The following is a 21,265-nucleotide window of genomic DNA, read 5'->3' on the forward strand; positions in this document are numbered from 1 at the left end:
CTAAAATCTTTGAATTATTTACTTATGATATTATTTAATAAATATAGCTATAGAATTTTAAAATTTATAAGTAATCTATATACTAAAAAAGGCTACATCTTGCTACTAATTATATGATCTCAAATCACTGTAATTAGTAGCTAAAAATGTAGTCTAAAAAGTTGGTATCTTTTTTAACCATATTGGTATAAATTTGGAATTGTTATAAAAAATTGTTTAAATAGAAGCCTTTACGTGCTAATATCTATACAGTCATAAAATTTAATTACAGTTACATATAAGTTCAATTTTACTATTGTGTAAATTTTTAAATGCTACTATTGTTTCAAAATCTACTTCTAATTTAACTAAAGTATCAACCAAATCGTTAAAACTATTTAGCATCTTTTCATTATCTTCCTTTAATAAAGATATAGCTTCATCACGAGACAATAATCCATATCTAACCATCTCTGAATATTTGAAATCTACTTCTGAATAACCATATTCGATTAAATAAAAATAATTTTTGAATTTTTCAATAATGCAATCAAAATGCCAATCACTATTTTTAGGATGTTTCCAATCAAGTTTTGATGTAACAATACTTTTAATTCTTTTAATGTCATTTTCTAAATAATCAAAAAAATTAATATAATCTATATTAGCTGAATTCTTTTGATTTGAAAGATTAATTTCATGTGAATAAAAATGATCACGAATTATTATCTCTAAATTTTCTTTAGATAAATATTCATCAGTTTCATATAGACCTTTAAGAAGACCCCTTATCTCACTACCATCACCATATTGTTTCATATGATATGATTTAAATGGAACTTTTTCTAAATAAGAAGAACCATTAACAATACAATTTACATCATATTTTTTTGCCTCGTCGAATATTCGTTGACTAATTCCATATCTACAACCTGAACATAAAACAGCTCTAGCAATTGCAGGATTAGGATTTTTAATATATGTTGATAGATTTTTTACAAATCTAGGATAAAATTCAGAATCATAAATCACAACAACTTCAGATTTAAGAATTTTTTGTGCCCTAAGTATATTTTCACTGGCAATCGGATCAACAGCTTTACCTTTATTATGATTAAAGGCTATAACACGATTAGAGCCAAATTTTGACACGAGCCAATACCATACATAAATACTATCTTTCCCACCAGAAACAGATACTCCTATCTTTTCGTAATTTTGAAGTCTATCAATTAAAGTATCTTCTCCCAGAAAAATTTTTTTATTAAAATCTTTACAATACAAACACGTATCATCAATAATTTCACTATGACTTTCTGGATAATCAAAGGCAAGTCCACATTTTATACATCTATTCATAAGATAAAATCTCCTTTAAAAAATATTTACTTTACTTAATAAATTTTATTATACGCTTTTTTATCTGGAAAATAAATATATTTATATAAAATTATTGTTATTTTTACTTTAAAAGTAAAAATATATATCGAATTATAAATTCTGTATAAAAAATCTTCGAAGAATTTCATACATTTTATGTAATATAATACATAAAATAATAATATATGTATTATTATACCACATATTGAAAATGTTTTCATTATATTTTTTATATTATATGTTTAATATTATTTCTTTTGATAATTAAAAGACATTAAATGTGCTTTAATGTCTTCTGTTTTATAAAAAAAAACATTTAATTATTTTTTAATTTCATGCTAAATAAAATTCAATTCCCATATTTAAAAATAATTCGTTAATTTTATCTTCTTCAATAATTTCATTTGTCAAAATTGTTGTAACAACAGATGAATATAATGGAACATTATCTTTGCTATAGCTTAAAAGTTTATGATCAAAAAAATCCATTGCTATACTTTCTACATTTAATCCTACTGATTCCATACTAAATCTCAACTTAGATGGTTTCTTACATTTTGATTCCTTCGTCTTACAAGAACATTCTTTACAAAGGCGACAACTATTATTAGCTAACATTTTGCCATTTGATTCTTTTTCTAATTGTCTTATTATTTTATCACTTCTAGATTTTAAAATTGAGTTAGCTACTCTAATTTTCATATATGGTGTTTTTATATAACTAAATTGTTCTAAATGACAATAAAAAAGAAATACATATGCATTATTAAATTTTTTTGATATTACAGAATATTTAGGACTATGTGGAGGACAAGACCATTTATTATTATAATTCTGACATCCTTGTTCACAACGTATTTTTAAACTATTATTATTTTCATATGGAATTAAGCTTTTAGCTGAAACTTTTATGTAATTTAAACACACTACAATTTTTGCACTTGGAGTTTCTGCAATAAATCTATATTCTTTCATTTATATTTTTCCTTTCGTTTGTATGGTTTTCATCCAAAATATATCTTTCTCAATAAAATTTTATATTATGTATATATTAAAGGTCATTACTAATTTAATATAAGATATTCTAAAAATAACATTTAATTATTCATAATGTAAAAAAATTCTTTATAATATTTTTTTTAATAGCTGTGCATACTATAATCGTATTAATTTAATATAGTAATCTTAGCTATATTAAACTTGTTAAAGGAGGAATATTAATGGCTGATAATGATATGGAAAAAAGAGAGTCTCACGGTGGAGGTTTTTTAAACTGGGTAATAAGATTAGTAGTTGCTATGGTAATCTTAGCAATAGCATCTTTTCTGACACCAGGTTTTAGCATTAACGGACTATGGTCTTTTCTAGTAGCTGCTGTTATAATAACTGCCTTAGATTATTTAGTAGAATCATTTATGGGCGTTGATGCATCACCTATTGGAAAAGGCATAAAAGGATTTCTTATAGCTGCTATAATATTATATGTAGCTCAATTTATAGTTCCTAGTATGAAAGTTTCAATATTAGGTGCACTATTAGCTGCTATAGTTATAGGTATTTTAGATATGATAATACCTGGAAGATTCATGTAATTAATAAAAAATTAGAGATAATTTAAATTATCTCTAATTTTTTTACAAAACTTTAATAGATTTGTACTATGCTATAAAATTATAAGTTAAGATCTATTTTATTTTTTCCCTCTTTATAATGATTTAATTTATGAGTTGCTGGCCCCTCTAAAATCTCTCCATCATAATTAAACCTTGATCCATGACATGGACAATCCCATGATTTTTCAACATCATTCCATTTTAATTCACATCCTACATGTGTACATGTAATATCAACTATATGTAAGATATCGTCATAATCCTTGTATGCTCCGTATTTAGTTCCGTTTAATGTTACAATTTTTCCCTCTCCAGCTTCAATATGTATTCCATTCTCACCAGCCTTAATTTTTCCTATTATAAGTTCCTTAGCTACATCAAAATTTTCACTAAATAAATTTTTATACGCGTTTTGAGTAAAAGTTCTTGATGGATTAAATACTTCTTTCCATGGATTATCCCTACCTAATATCTTATCAGCAAGTATCCTTGCCGCTGCAACACCATTAGTCATTCCCCATTCGGCGAAACCTGTGGCAACATAAATATTTTCTTCAGAAGAGGTTATTTTCCCTACATACGGTACATTATCTATTGTGATATAATCTTGTGTTGACCATTTATATAATATGCTATTAACATTAAAAATTGATTCTGCAAATTCTTTTAAATTGTCATAATGTTTATAAGAACTTTCTCCATGAGCAGTCTTATGTCCTTCACCACCAATTAGTACCAATTGGTTCTCTCCATCAGTTTGTGATCTTAAAGAACGTCCAGGATCCTCTGCATTAATAAACATTCCTTTAGGAAATTTTTCTTTTATATTTGCTGCAATTACGTAAGACCTTTGTGGCCTAAGTCTCGCTAGATATAATCCCATGCCATCATAACAAGGAAAATGTGAAGCTATAATAACTTTAGGAGCCTTCACTTTTTTGCCATTGCTCGTAATAACAGTAACTAAATTGCCTTTTTCAACTTCCATAACCCTTGTATTCTCAAATATATAACTTCCATCACCTGGTATCTTCTGAGCAATAGGTAATAAATATTTTCTAGGATGAAATTGAGCCTGATTTTCGAAAACTAAGGCTTTTTTTATATTTAAATCTAAAGGTAATTTATCTACGCAGTTTGATTTTATCCCAACCTTTAGAGCAGCTTCAGCTTCTTTTTCTATTTTTGATATGTAATTATCACTATTTGTGTACATATATGCTGGAACTCTTTCAAAATCACACTCTATATTAAGTTCCTTTATCATTTCATTAATAAATTCTATAGAGGATTGATTAGCATCAGCATATTCCCTTGCAAAATCTAATCCCATTGAATTTATTATTTTATGGTATATTAAATGATGTTGAGAAGTTATTTTAGCAGTTGTGAATCCTGTTGCTCCTTGAATAATTCTACTAGCCTCAAGGATAGCCACTTTTATTCCTTGTTTTTTCAAAAGATAAGCAACATTTATTCCTACAATACCGCCTCCTATAATTGCTACATCTACTTTGATATCTTCAGTCAGAGATGGATAATTTGTTTCTGGTGTTGATAATATCCAATAAGATTTTAGATATTCTTGTATATTTTTATCATTTTCTTGTGTCATAAAATATTCTCCTTTTAACTTTAATACCTTTGTATTTATACTTATACAAACTTATTCTTCCAATTATCTATTTAAAATATTTAAAACTTTGTAATAAAATCAAAAAATATTTTTCTCTAAAATACTAAATAAAATTTATTGTTTTACTTAATAATATAAATAAATAATAATTTGGAGGATTGAAAATGAATAAGAAAAAGATGTTTACCATTATCTTTATTGTGCTTTTTATATTTTTAACTTCTTGTTTTTTTATAATTAAAAATATAAAATCAACAGCATACGGTAAGCTAGATAATATTTATGGAATAATATTAAGAATAGATGATCATTTTAATAAAGTTTCTCTAAAAGATAAATCTGTATATGAAATACGAAAAATAACAGAAAGAAATTGCAATAGATGGAATTCTAAGCCTATCAAACTTTCAAACATAAAAACTATAGATATACAAACAAATATAAATAAAATACCAGCAAGAATTTATACACCTAGTAAAGGTGAAAACTTTCCTATAGTAATATATTCTCATGGTGGAAGTTGGATATCTGGAAATATTGATGACTATGAGAATATTTGCAGGAAAATTTCTAACGATTCCAACTCTATAGTTATATCTGTAAATTACCGTCTTGCTCCTGAAAATCCATTTCCAGCAGGACTTAATGATGTATATAATATATTACTTTGGAGCTATAGCAATGCTTCTAATATAAAAGGAAATCCTAATAAAATAGCAGTAGTTGGAGATAGTGCAGGTGGAAATTTCTCTGCTTCTATATCTCAAATAGCTCGTGATAAAAATGGTCCAAAAATAACTTGTCAAGTATTAATATATCCAGCTACAAATATTTATGAATTAAATACTAAATCATGGATAGACTTTGGCTCAAATTTTAATTTTAATATTGAAAAATTCAAACAATTTATATCTTTATATACTCCATCGTTAAATGATAGAAAAAGTGTTTATGCATCTCCTTTGTTATCTACAAATCTCAAAAATCTTCCTGATGCTCTTGTAATTACAGCTGAGTTTGATCCATTAAGAGATGATGGTGAAAATTATGCAAAAGAATTACAAAATGAAGGTGTAAAAGTAACTCTAACTAGATATACTGGTGTTACCCATGGTTTTGTATCAGCAGGAAAGATCACTAAGAAATCTAATGATGCTTTAAATGAGATATCAAAATATTTAGTGATGAAATTTAATAGAAGCTAAATATAAATGCACTTTTTAAGTCTATATGTAACAATATTTACTTATAAAAGTGCATATATATATTTCTAATATTCCCTAAACATCGATGATAATAAAAGCCATGTGAAAGGATTAATTTCACTGCCATAGTAATGATGATCATAATCATATACTGGATACATATAATGATGATCATAATATGGCTGTTTGTGTTGATGATATGGAGAATTATGCATGTCATGATATCCATGGCTAGGATATGACATGTTTGGATAGTTATACATTGGCATATGATAATAGCCTTGCATTTGATGTTGCCTTTCAGCTTGATTACTCATATCACTGCTGCCGTTAGTAGTAGAACCCATTTTTTGTTTCATATTTGCCATATAATAAGGATTTGGTATGAATGGAATTTTAGTTATATCCATCTTTAAAAATTTTTTGAAAAATTCATTTATACTTTCAACTGATGGATAAGTAGCATTTGGATACATTCCTTGCTGACCACTTTGCATAGAATAATTGTGATCAAATTGAGAAAAACTCATATCATTTGTACTTCCAGAACCTGTTGAATAAGTACTACTACCCTTTGATGTACCTTGTATAGAAGATCCCATACTTCCAGTACTACTACTTCCCATACCTCCCTGAGTAGAAGTCCCTACGCCTCCAGTAGTACCACCCATTGTACCAGAAATAGTAGTTCCTTGTTGACTACCAGGTGCTTGGTTCATACTAGTAGATGTTGTACCTGTTACTCCTGTCTGAGATGAGGTGCTAGTATTTGTTCCTGTGTTACCACCTGTAGTTGAAGTTGATGTAGAATATGGGTTATAAGTGGAGCCATATGGACTTAAATTACTTGATTGATAAGGTGTCCCCATGGTAGTATTTTTATTTTGATATTGATTATTCATTATAATCTCCTACGAAATTTATTACATTTTTATTATATGTGGCTAAATTAAAATTGTGAATTCATTATAACACCTATATTTTACTGTATTTAACTCAATTTAATAATGCTCAATGCATCTGAAACTTTTTGTGCAAAATCTAGCGGTTTATCAATGGATTGAAAATGAACATATACTATTTTAGGTTCATCATATATCCAATGATTATGAACCGCACCAATTGCTATTTGATTGTCTTGAAGAATTTTAATGAAATTATTTAATTCATTTTGAAATAAAGCTATCTCTCCTAGATTAAGAGTATTTCCTTCATAATCCATAGATTCAAAAGAAAATGTCCCTCCTACTGGTATAGTTGTATTTCTACCAAATATAGTAACTTTAGGCCAATGCCTACTTATCTCCACTGAACAAGCTCCATCTTTTGCTTCTTTAATTTCTCCACCAAGTATATTGGCAAATTGTTCACATAAATTATTAGTATTACTAAGATTTTCTTCATTTAAACTATCAGCCCTATTAAAATTTACTGTTCCCCAAGGATCAACTACAAACATTATTTTTACTCCTTATAATAATAACTCATTATAATATATGAATTATTATTGTATATGTGATTATAATACGGCGTAACAAATTTTATATACTAATCATAATATATATATAAAGAAAATTGCTATTTAGGAGATAAAAATTGGAACAAAGCAGCATAAAAAAATTAACAATATTTGAGCATCAATTTTGGCTACAAATTTTAGGAGATCATGCTCGTTTTATCTTAAATGGTCTTTCACCAAACGAAACTACATTTATAAAAAAAGCAGACATGTTTATCTCTAAATTTGATAATTTACTGGATTTATCCAAACAAAAACTTTCTAATGATGAACTTGATGAATTAAATACTGAAATTTACAAAGTAGCATTAAAATTTAGGGAATTTAAACTAGATATAATTAATAAACAGCTTACTGATAAAATTGATATTTCTCTTTCTAGTACATTTATTAATCATATGGTTAATGAATTAGATGATTATATACTTATACTTACTGCTTTAATTAAAGAAAGTTATTCACATGCTAACCCTATACATCTTCATTTACTTTGGCTTTCTGATGGAGCTGGTCATGCATCAATTATAGCTAGTAACCTTGATATAACTCAAAAACAACTTATTAAAATTATGAGGATGTACTCTAAAAACTTTGATAATATGTACTTAAAAGCTATAGAATATAAAGGTTATATGAGAGGTGGGCTTACTGACTTTCCAGCTCTTAATAAACTAAATCTTGATGTTGATGAAATAATGAATTCCTTTAAAGAAATTTTAAAGGAATTAAGAGAAAATGTCCTTAATAAAAAAGTTCTTAGCATACTTCCTCCTTTATCCTATGATCATATGTTTAGAGAAGAATGTTACTATTTAACAAAACTTTCATTCGTGGCAAATATAAATAAACCTAATTGTAATCCTGCAAAAGAAAGAATAGAATAAAGATAATAAAAAAAGTGGATATTAATCCACTTTTTTTTATTATTTAAATTGGGAGCTTTGACTATGTTGTTGAGTTTGCTGTCCTTGTTGCTGTTGATTTTGTTGTCCTTGTGACTTTTGAGACATATTTTGAGTTATATTATTTAAAGCTTCTGGAATTTTATTTATTAATTGATTCATATTAGTGCTATCATTTATATTCAGCATATTTACATTATCTTTATCAACAACTACAACAGCTTCAGCTGAGATTTTAGCACCTATTCCACCTATTCCAGTACCATTAGATTGACTTGATTGAGATTTTTGAGGCATATCTGCATTACCATATCCTAAAGTTACAGACATTATAGGAACTAAAGTTTTATCCCCTATTGGAAGAGGAGTACCAAGTACTGAATCTGTTTTTACAAAGTTATGAAGATCATCAAATACAGTATCCATATTTTGACTAAATGTTGAATTTTCCATCATTAAATTCCTCCTTATTTTGCACTTAATAACGATTTGTGTGATAAACCTAAAAATTTAAATTTCAATATATTTTTCATTGTGGTAATTAAGTTGATTTCTGTTTCAGCAATAAAATTTACATAATCTGAATCCATAGAAAAACTAGGATTATTATATAACTCTTTTACGTTTATAAAGGCTGAAATAACTTTAACCCAAGCGCAAATTACTCCAGTTAAAGCTGGGTTTTTAAATCCATATGAAGTTCTCAAATTCACATAATCAAACTTTATGTTTTTTATCATATTGAAACTTTCCTTGATATTTCCTTCATTACTAAGATGTTTAGTCATAAATTTTTTATCAAATATATAAAAAGAAATAACAAGTCTATTATCTTCTCTATTGACAATTCCTTTAATAAAAGGATATAGCCAATATAAAACTAAATTGAGATGATTAGTTTCTTGAGAATTAAATGAAAATATTACCTTCATATGATAGACACTTAATAGCAATGTTACTATTAGTATTATTGCTAGGATAATAAGTAATGGTACTAGTATATACATATAATTCTCCTTTCATAATATAGTATAGTTTTTTTTGATTTATTTATTTTATGAAAGTCAAGGTTATATTTGAAGTTACTGTTCAATAAAACATATTAAGTTTTTTTAAATTAAATTTTACATAACAATAACCCTTTTTATTAAATCTAATTTTTTAACATTAATTTATTAAATAACATGTATTTCTAATAACCTGATAGTAAATAATAAACATGTCTTGTTAAATTAAACACTTATGAAGGAGCGATTTTTATGACAAAAATTATGAAAACGATGGATGGAAACCAAGCTGCTGCTGAAGCATCCTATGCTTTTACAGAAGTAACTGCCATTTATCCAATAACACCATCCACACCTATGGCAGAAAGTGTAGAAGAATGGGCTACACATGGTAAAAAGAATATATTTGGTCAACCAGTAAAGGTAGTTGAAATGCAATCAGAAGCTGGAGCTGCTGGTGCAGTTCATGGTTCCTTAGTTGCAGGTGCTTTAACAACTACATATACAGCTTCCCAAGGATTACTTTTAATGATTCCAAATATGTATAAAATAGCAGGAGAATTATTACCTGGAGTATTTCATGTAACTGCTCGTGCTATTGCTACCCATGCATTATCTATTTTCGGTGATCATCAAGATGTAATGGCTGCAAGGCAAACTGGGTTTGCTCTCTTAGCTTCTGCAAGTGTTCAAGAAGTTATGGATTTAACTAATGTAGCTCATTTATCAGCAATTAAAGCTAGAGTACCTTTTTTACACTTTTTTGATGGCTTTAGAACTTCACATGAAATACAAAAAATAGAAGTTATAAATTATGAAGATGTAGCAAAACTTATTGACCATGAAGCATTACAAGAATTTCGAAACAAATGTTTAAATCCAGAGCATCCTTCAGTTAGAGGTACAGCTGAAAACCCTGATATATACTTTCAAAAGAGAGAAGCCTCAAATAAATTTTATGATGCTACTCCAGATATAGTAGAGAATTATATGAGGGAAATTGAAAAAATAACTGGAAGGGCATATCATCCTTTTGATTACTATGGAGATCCTAATGCCGAAAATATAATTGTAGCTATGGGCTCTGTTTGTGATACTATTGAAGAAACAATAGATTATTTAAGAGGAAAAGGTGAAAAAGTAGGAGTTATTAAAGTACGTTTATATAGACCATTTTCTAGTGAATATTTTAATAAAGTACTACCTAAAACTGTTAAAAAAATTGCTGTCTTAGATCGTACAAAAGAACCTGGTTCAGTTGGCGAACCATTATATCTTGATGTTATAAAAGTACTTTATAATAATCCTAATAAGCCTTTAATAGTTGGAGGTAGATATGGGTTAGCGTCTAAAGATACTAGACCTTCCCAAATTTTATCTGTTTTCAATAATCTTAAAGAAAATACTCCAAAAGATAGGTTTACTATTGGAATTGTAGATGATGTTACCAATACATCATTAGCAGAAACAGAACCTATAGAAACTACACCTAAAGGAACTATAAGATGTAAATTCTATGGCTTAGGATCTGATGGAACTGTTGGTGCAAATAAAAGTGCAATTAAAATTATTGGAGATAATACAAATCTTTACTCTCAAGCTTATTTTGCTTATGATAGTAAAAAATCTGGTGGAAGTACTATATCTCATTTAAGATTTGGTAGCAAACCAATTAAATCTCCTTATTTAGTTTATGAAGCTGATTACATTGCTTGTCATAATAAGTCTTTTTTATATAATTTAAATGTTCTAAAAGGCTTAAAGAAAAACGGAACTTTTGTTTTAAATTGTCCTTGGACTGAATCAGAATTAGAAGAGAAACTACCAGCTTCCGTTAAAAGGTATATTGCACAAAATAACATTGAATTTTATACAGTAGATGCTATTAGAATTTCTCAAGCAGTTGGATTAGGTTCTAGAATTAATATGGTAATGCAAGCTGCATTCTTTAAACTAGCTAATATTATACCAATAGAAGAAGCTTTAAACTACTTAAAAAACTCTGTTGAAAAAGTATATGGTAAGAAAGGTCAAAACATAGTAGATGCTAATAAAGCTGCTATTGATAGTGGAGCAAATGCAGCTCATAGAGTTAATGTTCCAAAAGAATGGGCAAATGTACAAGATGAAAATAAAACTGTAAAAGAAATGCCAGACTTTATCAAAAATATTGAAAGGCCTATGGCTAGACATGAGGGTGACGAACTTCCTGTAAGTGCATTTAATGGAATGGAAGATGGTACCTTCCCACTAGGTATAACTGCTTATGAAAAGCGTGGAATAGCAGTAAAAATTCCAGAATGGCAAATTGATAAATGTATTCAATGTAATCAATGTTCTTACATTTGTCCCCATGCAGTAATAAGAGCATACTTATTAAATGATAATGAAAAAGAAAAAGCGCCTGAAACATTTTTAACAAAGAAACCAACTGGTAAAGGTGAAATAGAAAAATTACATTATCGTATTCAAATAAGTCCTCTTGATTGTACTGGTTGTGGTAATTGTGCAGACATATGCCCTGCTCCTGGTAAAGCTTTAATAATGAAAGATGCAGAAGAACAAATACACGAGCAAGCTGAAAATTTTGAATTTGCTATTACTGTTAAACAAAAAGACAATATAATGAGTGTTAATACATTAAAAGGAAGTCAATTTGTAAAACCTTTATTAGAATTCAACGGTGCGTGTCCTGGTTGCGGAGAAACACCTTACATAAAACTATTAACTCAATTATTTGGTGATAGAATGATGATAGCTAATGCCACAGGTTGTTCTTCTATTTGGGGAGCTAGTGCACCAGCTATAGCTTATACTACTAATGAACAAGGGAAAGGACCTTCTTGGGGAAATTCATTATTTGAAGATAATGCTGAATACGGATATGGAATGTTTTTAGCTGTTAAACAAATGAGAGAAAGATTGACTGAATTAATGAATGAATCATTAAATTCTAATATTAATAACGACCTTAAAGATTCATTTAAAGAATGGTTATCTGGAATTGAAGATGCTAATATTTCTAAATCAGCTACTACAAAGATTTTAAATTTATTAAACAAAGAAAATTTAAATGAAAATAAAATTTTAAAAGAAATAATGGATAAAAAAGATTTTCTAATTAAAAAATCTCAATGGCTAATTGGTGGAGATGGCTGGGCTTATGATATAGGATATGGTGGTTTAGACCATGTATTATCATTAGGTAGTGATGTAAATATATTTGTTATGGATACAGAAATATACTCAAATACTGGTGGTCAATCTTCTAAGTCAACTCCTGCTGGAGCAATTGCTAAGCTTGCAGCTGGTGGTAAAAAGGTTAGAAAGAAAGATCTTGGTTTAATGGCAATGACTTATGGTCATGTTTATGTAACTCAAATAGCCATGGGTGCAAACATGAACCAAACTATAAAAGCTATTACAGAAGCTGAAGCTTATAAAGGACCATCTTTAATTATAGCCTATGCTCCTTGTATAAGTCATGGTATTAAATCTGGTATGGGAACTAGTATGAATGAAGAGAAAAAAGCTGTTGAATCTGGCTACTGGCATCTATACAGATATAATCCTTTATTAAAAGTCGAAGGAAAAAATCCTTTTGTATTAGATTCTAAAGAACCTAATTCATCATATAGAGACTTTATTAAGGGTGAAATACGTTATGCTTCACTAGCAACTATATTCCCTGATAAAGCAGAAGAGATGTTCACCTTATCAGAACAATTTGCTAATGATAGATACTTATTGTATAAAAAGCTATCAGAACTTCAAAGTTAACAAACAAAAAGAGATACTTTTTAAAATAAAATTTAAAAAGTATCTCTTTTTTAATTAAGTATAGAATTATTTTTCGTTTGAATCCACATATTCTTTAGCATTAATTACATTTGCCTCACTAGGTATTGTCACCTTAGAAACAGGCTTAGTCTTTTCGATATCAGCCCATGCAGCAGTTTCGTGTTTTTCAATTGGAATTTTCATAAAACTATCTTTAGTCTTTTCATCTTTCACAATATTACCTCCTTTAGATAAAATCTATTTTTTAACATATTATTACATATAAATTTAAATATTAAAAAACCCTAAGATTATTTGTCTTACTTATAGTAGTCTACTTAAAGTCAAAACAAAATCTTAGAGTCCTTTAATATATCTAGGTCAGCATAAGACTTCTAGACAATGAAAAGATAAATAATCTTTTCATATTAGTATATTATCCAATGTATTAGTATCTTATACTAAAATTATAGCTAAAAATATATATTATTAACAAAAATGGCACATCTGTTTTAATACTTAACTTTAAATACTAATATGCTAATACATTTATAAATGCACTAAGATTAACTTAGTGCATTATTTATTATTTTAGATTTTGTTCATAACTTTCAACCATTCTTCTAACCATTTCTCCACCAACACTACCATTTTGTCTTGAAGAAAGGTTTCCTTTGTCTATTTGTTCGTAATTTTGCATCCCGACTTCTGATGCAACCTCATTCTTTAATCTGTTTAATCCTTGTTTTGCTCCTGGCACTAAAGTTCTATTACTTCCGCTATTTGAAGACATATATATCTTCCTCCTTTGTTTATTATTTTCACATTAATATATTAACCCTACTTAACAATTTATAATCTATAAACTTATTAGCAAGATTAGAATTTAAAACTTCCATTGTTTAATTTTACCCATTCTAAATTATATTTTATTATAAAAATTTTTAGGCCTAATATTTTGTTATTAAAGATTTAGATTGTTATTTAAAGGAAACTCCTACTCATTTAATTCGTATGAGTAAGTTCAGATTAACCAAATTGAAATTTGGATTTTCACTTATAGTAATAACATATTAAATGCACTAAGATTAACTTAGTGCATTCATAACATTTATTATTTTAAATTTTGTTCGTAACTTTCAACCATTCTTCTAACCATTTCTCCACCAACACTACCATTTTGTCTTGAAGAAAGGTTTCCTTTGTCTATGTGTTCATAATCTTGCATACCAACTTCTGATGCAACTTCATACTTTAATCTGTTTAATCCTTGTTTTGCTCCTGGTACTAAAGTTCTGTTACTACCCAATTATTTGTTATTTTGTTTTACACTATTATATTAACCACCATTATTAATTATAGTCTATAAACTTATTGGTATTATTAGAATTAAACTCTTAAATTTTATATGTTTTCCATATTAAATATATATAATTTAAAATATAAAAACTTTAAGGTCAGTACACCTTAAAGTTTTTATATTTATTTTAACTTTTATATTATTTAATAGCTAAAATTAAATTTAATATATTGGAGTCTTTATCTAAAATTAATATGGCACATTTATTTTAAATTAATATACTAATTAACTTTAACTATTAATATCAAAAAACATATATAAATGCACCAAGACCAACTTAGTGCATTTACAATTATTTATTATTTTAAATTCTGTTCATAACTTTCAACCATTCTTCTAACCATCTCTCCACCAACACTACCATTTTGTCTTGAAGAAAGGTTTCCTTTGTCTATGTGTTCATAATCTTGCATTCCAACTTCTGATGCAACTTCATACTTTAATCTGTTTAATCCTTGTTTTGCTCCTGGTACTAAAGTTCTGTTACTTCCGTTATTTGAAGACATATCAATCTTCCTCCTTTGTTTATTATTTTCACATTAATATCTTAACCAATAATATAGATGATACTCTATAAAAATATTAGTAAAATTAGAAATGGGCTTTTCATTTGTAAAATTGATACTTATGGATTTTTAAAAAATAAAATTCTTTTCGTCAATGTTACTTTAAATATATTATTTCAAATTTATTTGTTTATAAAAATTTCATATATATTAGGTTTTAAATTCTTTATTTATTCTAGATTCAAAAATTAAAATAATATTTAAAATTAACTTAAATTTATTTAAAAGATTCGGGTTTTTCAATCGTAAACAAATGAGGTTCTTGCAAATAATCTTGAACTCCTCTAAGAGCCTCACCAAACCTTTGATAATGAACAACTTCTCTTTCCCTTAAAAACTTTAATGGTTCTATTACATCAGGATCATCAGCCATTTTTATTAAATATTCATAAGTAGCCCTTGCCTTTTGTTCAGCAGCTAAATCCTCAGTAAGATCTACAATAGGATCTCCTTTCGATTGAATATAAGAAGCCGTAAAAGGGACGCCTGCTGCACTTATTGGATATATTCCTTTACCATGATCTACATAGTAAGCACTCATTCCAGCTGCATCAATTTCTTCACGGCTTGCACCCTTCATTAATTGTCTAACAATCGACCCTACCATTTCTAAATGAGCTAGTTCTTCTGTTCCTATATCATTACAGGTTGCTATAGCTTGAGATGTAATCATTGAAAAACGTTGACTTAAATATCTTAATGAAGCAGCTAGTTCTCCATCCGGTCCTCCATATTGTGTAATAATAATTTTTGCCATTTTAGGATTTGGATTCTTTATTTTTACTGGATATTCTAAAAATTTGTCATATGTCCACATAAATTACATCTCCCCCTTTTCAAGTGTAAAATTAGCCTCTTCTTCCCATGGCCATGGCTCATTTATCCACTCCCAACAAGATGAACTGGATAAATCATTCTGTGTTGACATTCCATAATTCATTTCAAAAGTTTCTTTCAAGCCTTTACAAAGCATTGCATAATTATTATATTTCTTTATAGCTTCTTTATCATTTGGATGAGTGTTAAGATATAAAGCTAAATCTATTCTCATAAATTGTGAGATACTAATTTGTTTCAAAAGCTCCATTTTATCCATCTTTTCTAATTCATCTCTCATAATGCTTCCCCCTCTTCTTAGGTTCTACATTTTCTTCTTTTTTATAAGGACTATATAATTCTGGAAAAGCAGTTCCTTTTTTTAATGCTTCTAATGGTGTGAAAAGGGTACATAAAATTTCATATGGAACATAAGCAGCAGCTAGTCTAACATTCTTTATAGTTGTTTCTTGAGGTATACAACTGCTACCTATAAAATATTGTTGTGTATTTTCTTTACTTTTCATCTGTTTCAATTTTATTCTCCATAAAATATTAATTACATGATATAATATTCGAATTATCCAAAAAGTGACAAATATTTGTATTAATATTTTTTATATCCAAAAAATAGCTAGTAATTTAACGTAATTACTGGCTATTCTCATAAGTTAATAAATTTAAACCATATCTATAAATTATTATTTATGTAAAATTCATTTTTAATATTTTTGCCTATTAATACTAAACTTTTGATTTTCTATTTCTAACTGGTTTATATTCATATTTGCTTTCATCTTCAGGATTAATATACTCGTATCCATTTTGTTCACTTTTTTTTAATCCTAACGAAGCCATTTGTTTTTTAGTTACTCTTAATTTATTACTCATAATATCTCCTTTTCATAAAATTTTATTTTAAATAATTTATTATCTAATAGATAATATTGTAAATAACAAGTTTACTTTATAAGTTATTAAATTTAAAAAACTATGAAATTTTAATATTCATAGCTTTTTAGTTAAAGACATCAATGTATATTAATCTTAATTAAATTTGTGTATTTTTATATAATTAATTTATATGTACTATCACTTTCTTGGATTAGAAAATTCTACTTTTGTTGGATCTGGGGCATTAAAGCTCTTTCCTGGTGTTGATAAATCAAAATAAAGTTTTGAATCTTCTGTAACACCAAAGTCTTTATTTGATCCTGTATCTTTTACTTTATTTAAAGCTTCTCTAAAAAGTGCATTGTGCGCTTCTTCACGATTTAATAAGAAATCAATAGTTTCTTTCACATATTTATCATTAATCTGACGATATAAATATTCATAAACAACTTTTGCTCTTTGTTCAGATGCAATATTAGAAAGTAAATCAGCAACTAAATCTCCTGTTACTGTAACATAGTCTGCAGTCCAAGGAGCTCCAGATGAATTTATTAGAACTGGAGACAAACCCGCAAGCACATGTGTTTGAATTTCTCCAGCTTCGACAGCTTTATAGTCAACATCATGACCATTTAATAGATGTATAGTTTGAGAAACCATCTCCATATGACTTAATTCTTCTGCTGCTATATCTAAAAATAAATCTTTTATTTGTTGATCTTTAATTCTAAAACTTTGAGATAGATATTGCAATGCAGCTTTTAATTCACCATTACCCCCTCCTACTTGTTCTTGCATAAGAACCGCATACTGAGGATTTGGCTTTTCTACTTTTACTTCTTGTAATAATTGCTTTTCATGTTTAAACAAATGTACATCCCTCCTAAGATTTATTACTTAATTAGTTTTTCTTTAAATAAATTAAATATGTTAATAAATAAATTCATGTAATAACATATAAAACCATATACAAATTTAACTAATATAATAAGTTATTATTTTCAAAGTAAATTATATTAATTAAATTGTATTAATAATGAATTTTTAGTTAAACAAATGGGCATTATAAATATATACCATATATTTATAAAATACATCTTTATTATAGTGTACAAGAAATAAAACACCATTTTACTTCCTAAAAATATATTTATATTTAGATGTATTTAAGTAAAGCCAACTGTGAAAAATATTTTAATATATATTTACAGTTGGCTTTTATTTAATTACTACATTTCAACCATATTTCTACATTCAGTTGCACATTCTCTACAAGTGTTCGCACAGTCTTTACAATGTTCGTTGCTAAACATTTCACATTCAGTTGCACATTTCTCACATATTGTAGCACATACATTACAGATTTCTTTTATGTTTCCACTTCCTCTTGACATAAGACATGCCGCTGTAGAACAAATCTCTGCACAATCTTGTAGTGTCTTAATACAATTTTTCCTTGACTTTACGTCTGGTTCTTGTAAACACATATCAAAGCATTCTTGACATATTTGAGTACATTTACCACATACATCTATACACGCCTGATGAGGATTTCCTCCTTGTATAAGAGATTCTGCTATCCTATTCATTGTTGCCATCATAATTATTTCCTCCTCAAATTTTTTTTATATTACAAGGATTATTTTTTCCGTTATATCTTCAATTATTCTTAATAATCAATGTATTTATGTTAACGTTACATTTGATTTTTACATATATAAGCAACTTTCTTAGTATTTACAATTTTATAAATATTAACATTTAAGTTAGATGAATAAACTTTGTATTAATAAATTCCATAAATAAAAATACTCAGACTATTTCAATCAACTTATATATTATGTTAATAAGTTCATTTATTTAAAACTTTTTTATCTTCATATAATCCACATATTTATTTTATATAATTTAAACATATCGTTATATAAGTTGATATTATATAAACTTCATTATTCTATATAAATTCCTTAAATGAAAGTTTAAAATAAGCTCTTAACATAACTTTTATCAATCAAAAGATTAACATTCTATATGTTTATATCTATATACATTTGATTAGGAGGATTTTTATGAATATTAAATGTGAAAAAATTAAAGTATATGAGATGACCTGTACATCTTGTGAAAGTCGAATTGAAAAAGCTATTAAGAAATTAAATGGTATAGTAAATGTAAAAGCTAATTATAGTACAGAATCTATTGTCGTAGAATATAATGCTACTTTATGTAGTATAAGTGAAATTAAATCTGCAATAAAAAAGGCTGGCTATGATACTGAACATTCAAATAATTTTGGCTTTTTTGGCATCTTTATTCTTACAGCTATTATTGTTTTGCTTGGTTTTAATACTAATGGCTTTAATATGGATTCTAAACTTGCTAATGCTTCATACATCATGCTTTTTACTGTTGGTGTTTTCACTTCTATACATTGTGTAGGAATGTGTGGAGGCATTATGCTTTCTCAAAGTATAACTATAACTAATAAGAAACAGGGAAAGTTTGAAGCCATTATTCCAACATTATTATATAATATAGGCAGAGTTATCTCTTATACTATGTTAGGCGGAATAATAGGTGCACTTGGTTCAGTATTCTCTCTTTCAATTACTACTAAATCAATAATGCAAATACTTGCTGGTGCATTTATGATTATGATGGGCTTTAATATGGCAGGCTTTAGTATTTTTAGATGGTTCAATATAAAATTACCTCATGTATCATGTAAAGTTAAGAATAAATCTAGCTCTCCATTTATAGTTGGACTTTTAAATGGACTTATGCCTTGTGGACCACTTCAAACAATGCAGTTATTTGCACTTGGAACAGGCAGTGCTCTAAAAGGTGCCTTAGCAATGTTTGTTTTTTCACTTGGAACAGTTCCTCTTATGCTTACTTTTGGTGCATTATCTGGACTTTTAAGCAAAAGATATACTAAAAAAATCCTTAAACTTAGTGGTGTTCTAATTATAGTTCTTGGTCTTATTATGGGAAATAGAGGATTTGCTTTAGCTGGTATAAATATTAATCCTTTAACAGCACTTTCTAATGGATCTAAAACTTTATTAAATGGAAAAACAAGCGATTCTTCTAATTCAAATGTTTCTAAGGCTACTATAAAGAATGGTGTTCAGGTTATAAATATGACTGCTGATAATAACGGTTATACACCTAATGCATTTTACGTTCAAAAAGGCATCCCTGTTAAATGGATAATTGATGGAAAACAACTTAACTCTTGTAATAATAGTATTGTAGTACAAGCCCTAAATAAACAACAAAAATTAAAAAATGGTGAAAATATTATTGAATTTACTCCAGGAGACAAGGATATAAACTTTAGCTGTTGGATGGGAATGATACAAGGCGTAATAAAAGTTGTAGATAAACTTGATACAGTAGATACATCAAAATCTGATTCTTCTCTACCACCAGCAAGTACAGGTCCAAGTTGCTGTGCGACTCCTGTTGCTGATAGTTCTAGTGCTGTAGCTTCTAGCAAACCTAGCATATACGGCAGTGATCTAACAAAAGTTCCAACAAAAAAATTAATTCATAAAGCTTTAGTATCAGAAAAATATCAAAATGCCAAATTTAAAGGCACTGGCTATGAACTTGAGCCGTTAATAGTTGTTACTGGAAACAGCTCAAACACAAAATTAACCTTTGATTTAAGTGCTTTTGATAATGCAGAAGGTGAATATTTAATTTTAGATTTAGATACTAAAAACACTATTAGCTCTTTTACTGCAAAAAAAGGTATAAATGAAGTAGAGTTTAGTCCTAAAAAGGCTGGTGGATATACAATTGTTAAAGACAATTATGTATTAGGAATAATTGAAGTTGTTGATGATTTAAAGACTACTGATTTAGAGAAAACACGTTCAAAATATTTTTCACCTTTTTAATATAAAAAATAAATTACTGATGATAATAAACTATCTTCTATTTAAATATTCAAATTTAATATTTAACAGTATAGAACACAGATATCTTTACATATATTGTATCTGTGTTTTTTCTCATAAACTTTATTTGCTGTTTCAACTTTAAATCCTGTTTGAATAGATTTAATTTACTTGGACACACTAATTTCATAATAATACGTTTATCTTATGTTACAAGATATCTTGTAAGGAGGTTATTTTAATGAAAAAAAGCACAGCTGCCTTTATAGGTGGTTTAATTGGTGGTTTTATAAAACTATTAATAGATCAAGTGACATTTGGTGCTCATACTTCTAACGTTGATACAGTAGGTACATTTTCTGGTTTTCTATTTGGAAGAGGTACTGACGTATTAACTTGGATTGTTTATATTATTGGTGTTGGTGTAATTAGCTTAATTATATCCCTCTTAGTATCTACTGAATTTATAAAAAATTATTTTTATTCTGGTCTAATTATAGGTGTAACTTGGTGGGGAGTAATGAATATTATTTTTTCTATTTCAGGAATAACTACTCCTACATGGTCAATGGGAATAGGCAGTTTTATAATAAATTTAATTTCACATCTAGTACTTGGCATAGTATTAACTCAAACCATTTCCACATTACATAAGATGGAAGTGTCTTGAAATGATTTTTTAAGACACTTTCTTTTTTTA

General features: G+C 27.6%; 23 protein-coding genes. 6 read left to right on the forward strand and 17 right to left on the reverse strand.

Going from position 1 to position 21,265, the window contains the following annotated elements:
* Positions 1-261 precede the first annotated feature (261 nt).
* A complete protein-coding gene (locus BUB01_RS13830) occupies positions 262-1,338 on the reverse strand; it encodes an adenine nucleotide alpha hydrolase family protein (RefSeq protein ID WP_072988923.1) in 1,077 nt (358 codons plus the stop codon).
* A 354-nt stretch (positions 1,339-1,692) separates the two neighbouring features.
* Positions 1,693-2,334: a DUF2284 domain-containing protein gene (locus BUB01_RS13835; RefSeq protein WP_072988926.1), complete on the reverse strand. Its 642-nt coding sequence runs from the start codon at positions 2,332-2,334 to the stop codon at positions 1,693-1,695.
* A gap of 245 nt (positions 2,335-2,579) precedes the next feature.
* Between BUB01_RS13835 and BUB01_RS13840 the strand changes: the two genes are divergently transcribed.
* Entirely contained in the window at positions 2,580-2,951 is a 372-nt protein-coding gene (locus tag BUB01_RS13840) for a phage holin family protein (protein WP_072988931.1), read from the forward strand.
* Between the two features lie 79 nt (positions 2,952-3,030).
* On the opposite strand, the gene BUB01_RS13845 is transcribed toward BUB01_RS13840, so the two are convergent.
* Entirely contained in the window at positions 3,031-4,587 is a 1,557-nt protein-coding gene (locus tag BUB01_RS13845) for an FAD-dependent oxidoreductase (RefSeq protein WP_072988934.1), read from the reverse strand.
* A gap of 185 nt (positions 4,588-4,772) precedes the next feature.
* On the opposite strand from BUB01_RS13845, the gene BUB01_RS13850 reads away from it, so the two are divergent.
* Positions 4,773-5,813 (forward strand): alpha/beta hydrolase, encoded by a 1,041-nt coding sequence (locus tag BUB01_RS13850; protein ID WP_072988936.1) that lies wholly within the window; start codon positions 4,773-4,775, stop codon positions 5,811-5,813.
* Between the two features lie 65 nt (positions 5,814-5,878).
* Here BUB01_RS13850 and BUB01_RS13855 read toward each other — a convergent pair whose 3' ends face one another.
* Both BUB01_RS13855 and BUB01_RS13860 read right to left on the reverse strand, forming a co-directional pair.
* Complete coding sequence (locus BUB01_RS13855) at positions 5,879-6,715, reverse strand: hypothetical protein (RefSeq protein ID WP_072988939.1); 837 nt, start codon at positions 6,713-6,715, stop codon at positions 5,879-5,881.
* A gap of 89 nt (positions 6,716-6,804) precedes the next feature.
* A complete protein-coding gene (locus BUB01_RS13860; RefSeq protein ID WP_072988942.1) occupies positions 6,805-7,272 on the reverse strand; it encodes a DUF1259 domain-containing protein in 468 nt (155 codons plus the stop codon).
* A gap of 137 nt (positions 7,273-7,409) precedes the next feature.
* On the opposite strand from BUB01_RS13860, the gene BUB01_RS13865 reads away from it, so the two are divergent.
* Positions 7,410-8,216, forward strand: coding sequence for a DUF2935 domain-containing protein (locus tag BUB01_RS13865; RefSeq protein ID WP_072988946.1), 807 nt, complete (start codon positions 7,410-7,412; stop codon positions 8,214-8,216).
* Positions 8,217-8,255: 39 nt separating this feature from the next.
* On the opposite strand, the gene BUB01_RS13870 is transcribed toward BUB01_RS13865, so the two are convergent.
* Positions 8,256-8,687: a GerW family sporulation protein gene (locus BUB01_RS13870; RefSeq protein WP_242958407.1), complete on the reverse strand. Its 432-nt coding sequence runs from the start codon at positions 8,685-8,687 to the stop codon at positions 8,256-8,258.
* Positions 8,688-8,701: 14 nt separating this feature from the next.
* Positions 8,702-9,241 carry a hypothetical protein gene (locus BUB01_RS13875; protein ID WP_072988953.1) on the reverse strand — a complete coding sequence of 180 codons (540 nt, stop codon included), beginning with the start codon at positions 9,239-9,241 and terminating at the stop codon, positions 8,702-8,704.
* A gap of 252 nt (positions 9,242-9,493) precedes the next feature.
* On the opposite strand from BUB01_RS13875, the gene nifJ reads away from it, so the two are divergent.
* Positions 9,494-13,021 (forward strand): pyruvate:ferredoxin (flavodoxin) oxidoreductase, encoded by a 3,528-nt coding sequence (nifJ, locus tag BUB01_RS13880; RefSeq protein ID WP_072988963.1) that lies wholly within the window; start codon positions 9,494-9,496, stop codon positions 13,019-13,021.
* A 66-nt stretch (positions 13,022-13,087) separates the two neighbouring features.
* Here the strand turns inward: nifJ and BUB01_RS13885 are convergent, their stop codons facing one another.
* From BUB01_RS13885 to BUB01_RS13925, 10 genes are all read right to left on the reverse strand, one after another.
* Positions 13,088-13,225 carry a CDIF630_02480 family spore surface protein gene (locus BUB01_RS13885; RefSeq protein WP_242958413.1) on the reverse strand — a complete coding sequence of 46 codons (138 nt, stop codon included), beginning with the start codon at positions 13,223-13,225 and terminating at the stop codon, positions 13,088-13,090.
* A 382-nt stretch (positions 13,226-13,607) separates the two neighbouring features.
* A complete protein-coding gene (locus BUB01_RS13890) occupies positions 13,608-13,814 on the reverse strand; it encodes an alpha/beta-type small acid-soluble spore protein (protein WP_072988968.1) in 207 nt (68 codons plus the stop codon).
* A 321-nt stretch (positions 13,815-14,135) separates the two neighbouring features.
* Positions 14,136-14,330, reverse strand: a complete 195-nt coding sequence (locus BUB01_RS13895; RefSeq protein ID WP_072988972.1) for an alpha/beta-type small acid-soluble spore protein — start codon at positions 14,328-14,330, stop codon at positions 14,136-14,138.
* A 350-nt stretch (positions 14,331-14,680) separates the two neighbouring features.
* Positions 14,681-14,887 (reverse strand): alpha/beta-type small acid-soluble spore protein, encoded by a 207-nt coding sequence (locus BUB01_RS13900; protein WP_072988975.1) that lies wholly within the window; start codon positions 14,885-14,887, stop codon positions 14,681-14,683.
* A 277-nt stretch (positions 14,888-15,164) separates the two neighbouring features.
* Positions 15,165-15,764 carry a manganese catalase family protein gene (locus BUB01_RS13905; protein WP_072988978.1) on the reverse strand — a complete coding sequence of 200 codons (600 nt, stop codon included), beginning with the start codon at positions 15,762-15,764 and terminating at the stop codon, positions 15,165-15,167.
* A 3-nt stretch (positions 15,765-15,767) separates the two neighbouring features.
* A complete protein-coding gene (locus tag BUB01_RS13910; protein WP_072988981.1) occupies positions 15,768-16,064 on the reverse strand; it encodes a spore coat protein CotJB in 297 nt (98 codons plus the stop codon).
* Positions 16,054-16,290, reverse strand: a complete 237-nt coding sequence (locus BUB01_RS13915; RefSeq protein WP_072989562.1) for a spore coat associated protein CotJA — start codon at positions 16,288-16,290, stop codon at positions 16,054-16,056. Before BUB01_RS13915 ends, BUB01_RS13910 begins: the two co-directional genes overlap by 11 nt.
* 217 nt (positions 16,291-16,507) lie before the next feature.
* On the reverse strand, positions 16,508-16,654 hold the full coding sequence (locus tag BUB01_RS23495) for a hypothetical protein (RefSeq protein ID WP_200802870.1): 147 nt from the start codon (positions 16,652-16,654) through the stop codon (positions 16,508-16,510).
* A gap of 201 nt (positions 16,655-16,855) precedes the next feature.
* Positions 16,856-17,527: a manganese catalase family protein gene (locus BUB01_RS13920; protein WP_072988985.1), complete on the reverse strand. Its 672-nt coding sequence runs from the start codon at positions 17,525-17,527 to the stop codon at positions 16,856-16,858.
* Positions 17,528-17,886: 359 nt separating this feature from the next.
* On the reverse strand, positions 17,887-18,258 hold the full coding sequence (locus tag BUB01_RS13925; RefSeq protein WP_072988988.1) for a four-helix bundle copper-binding protein: 372 nt from the start codon (positions 18,256-18,258) through the stop codon (positions 17,887-17,889).
* Positions 18,259-18,726: 468 nt separating this feature from the next.
* On the opposite strand from BUB01_RS13925, the gene BUB01_RS13930 reads away from it, so the two are divergent.
* Together BUB01_RS13930 and BUB01_RS13935 are read left to right on the forward strand one after the other, a co-directional pair.
* Positions 18,727-20,565 (forward strand): urease accessory protein UreH domain-containing protein, encoded by a 1,839-nt coding sequence (locus tag BUB01_RS13930; protein ID WP_072988991.1) that lies wholly within the window; start codon positions 18,727-18,729, stop codon positions 20,563-20,565.
* 241 nt (positions 20,566-20,806) lie between these two features.
* Positions 20,807-21,235 (forward strand): hypothetical protein, encoded by a 429-nt coding sequence (locus BUB01_RS13935; protein WP_072988994.1) that lies wholly within the window; start codon positions 20,807-20,809, stop codon positions 21,233-21,235.
* The last annotated feature ends 30 nt before the right edge of the window (positions 21,236-21,265 follow it).

Source organism: Clostridium cavendishii DSM 21758 (genome assembly GCF_900141845.1).
Taxonomy (GTDB): Bacteria; Bacillota; Clostridia; order Clostridiales; family Clostridiaceae; genus Clostridium_AG; species Clostridium_AG cavendishii.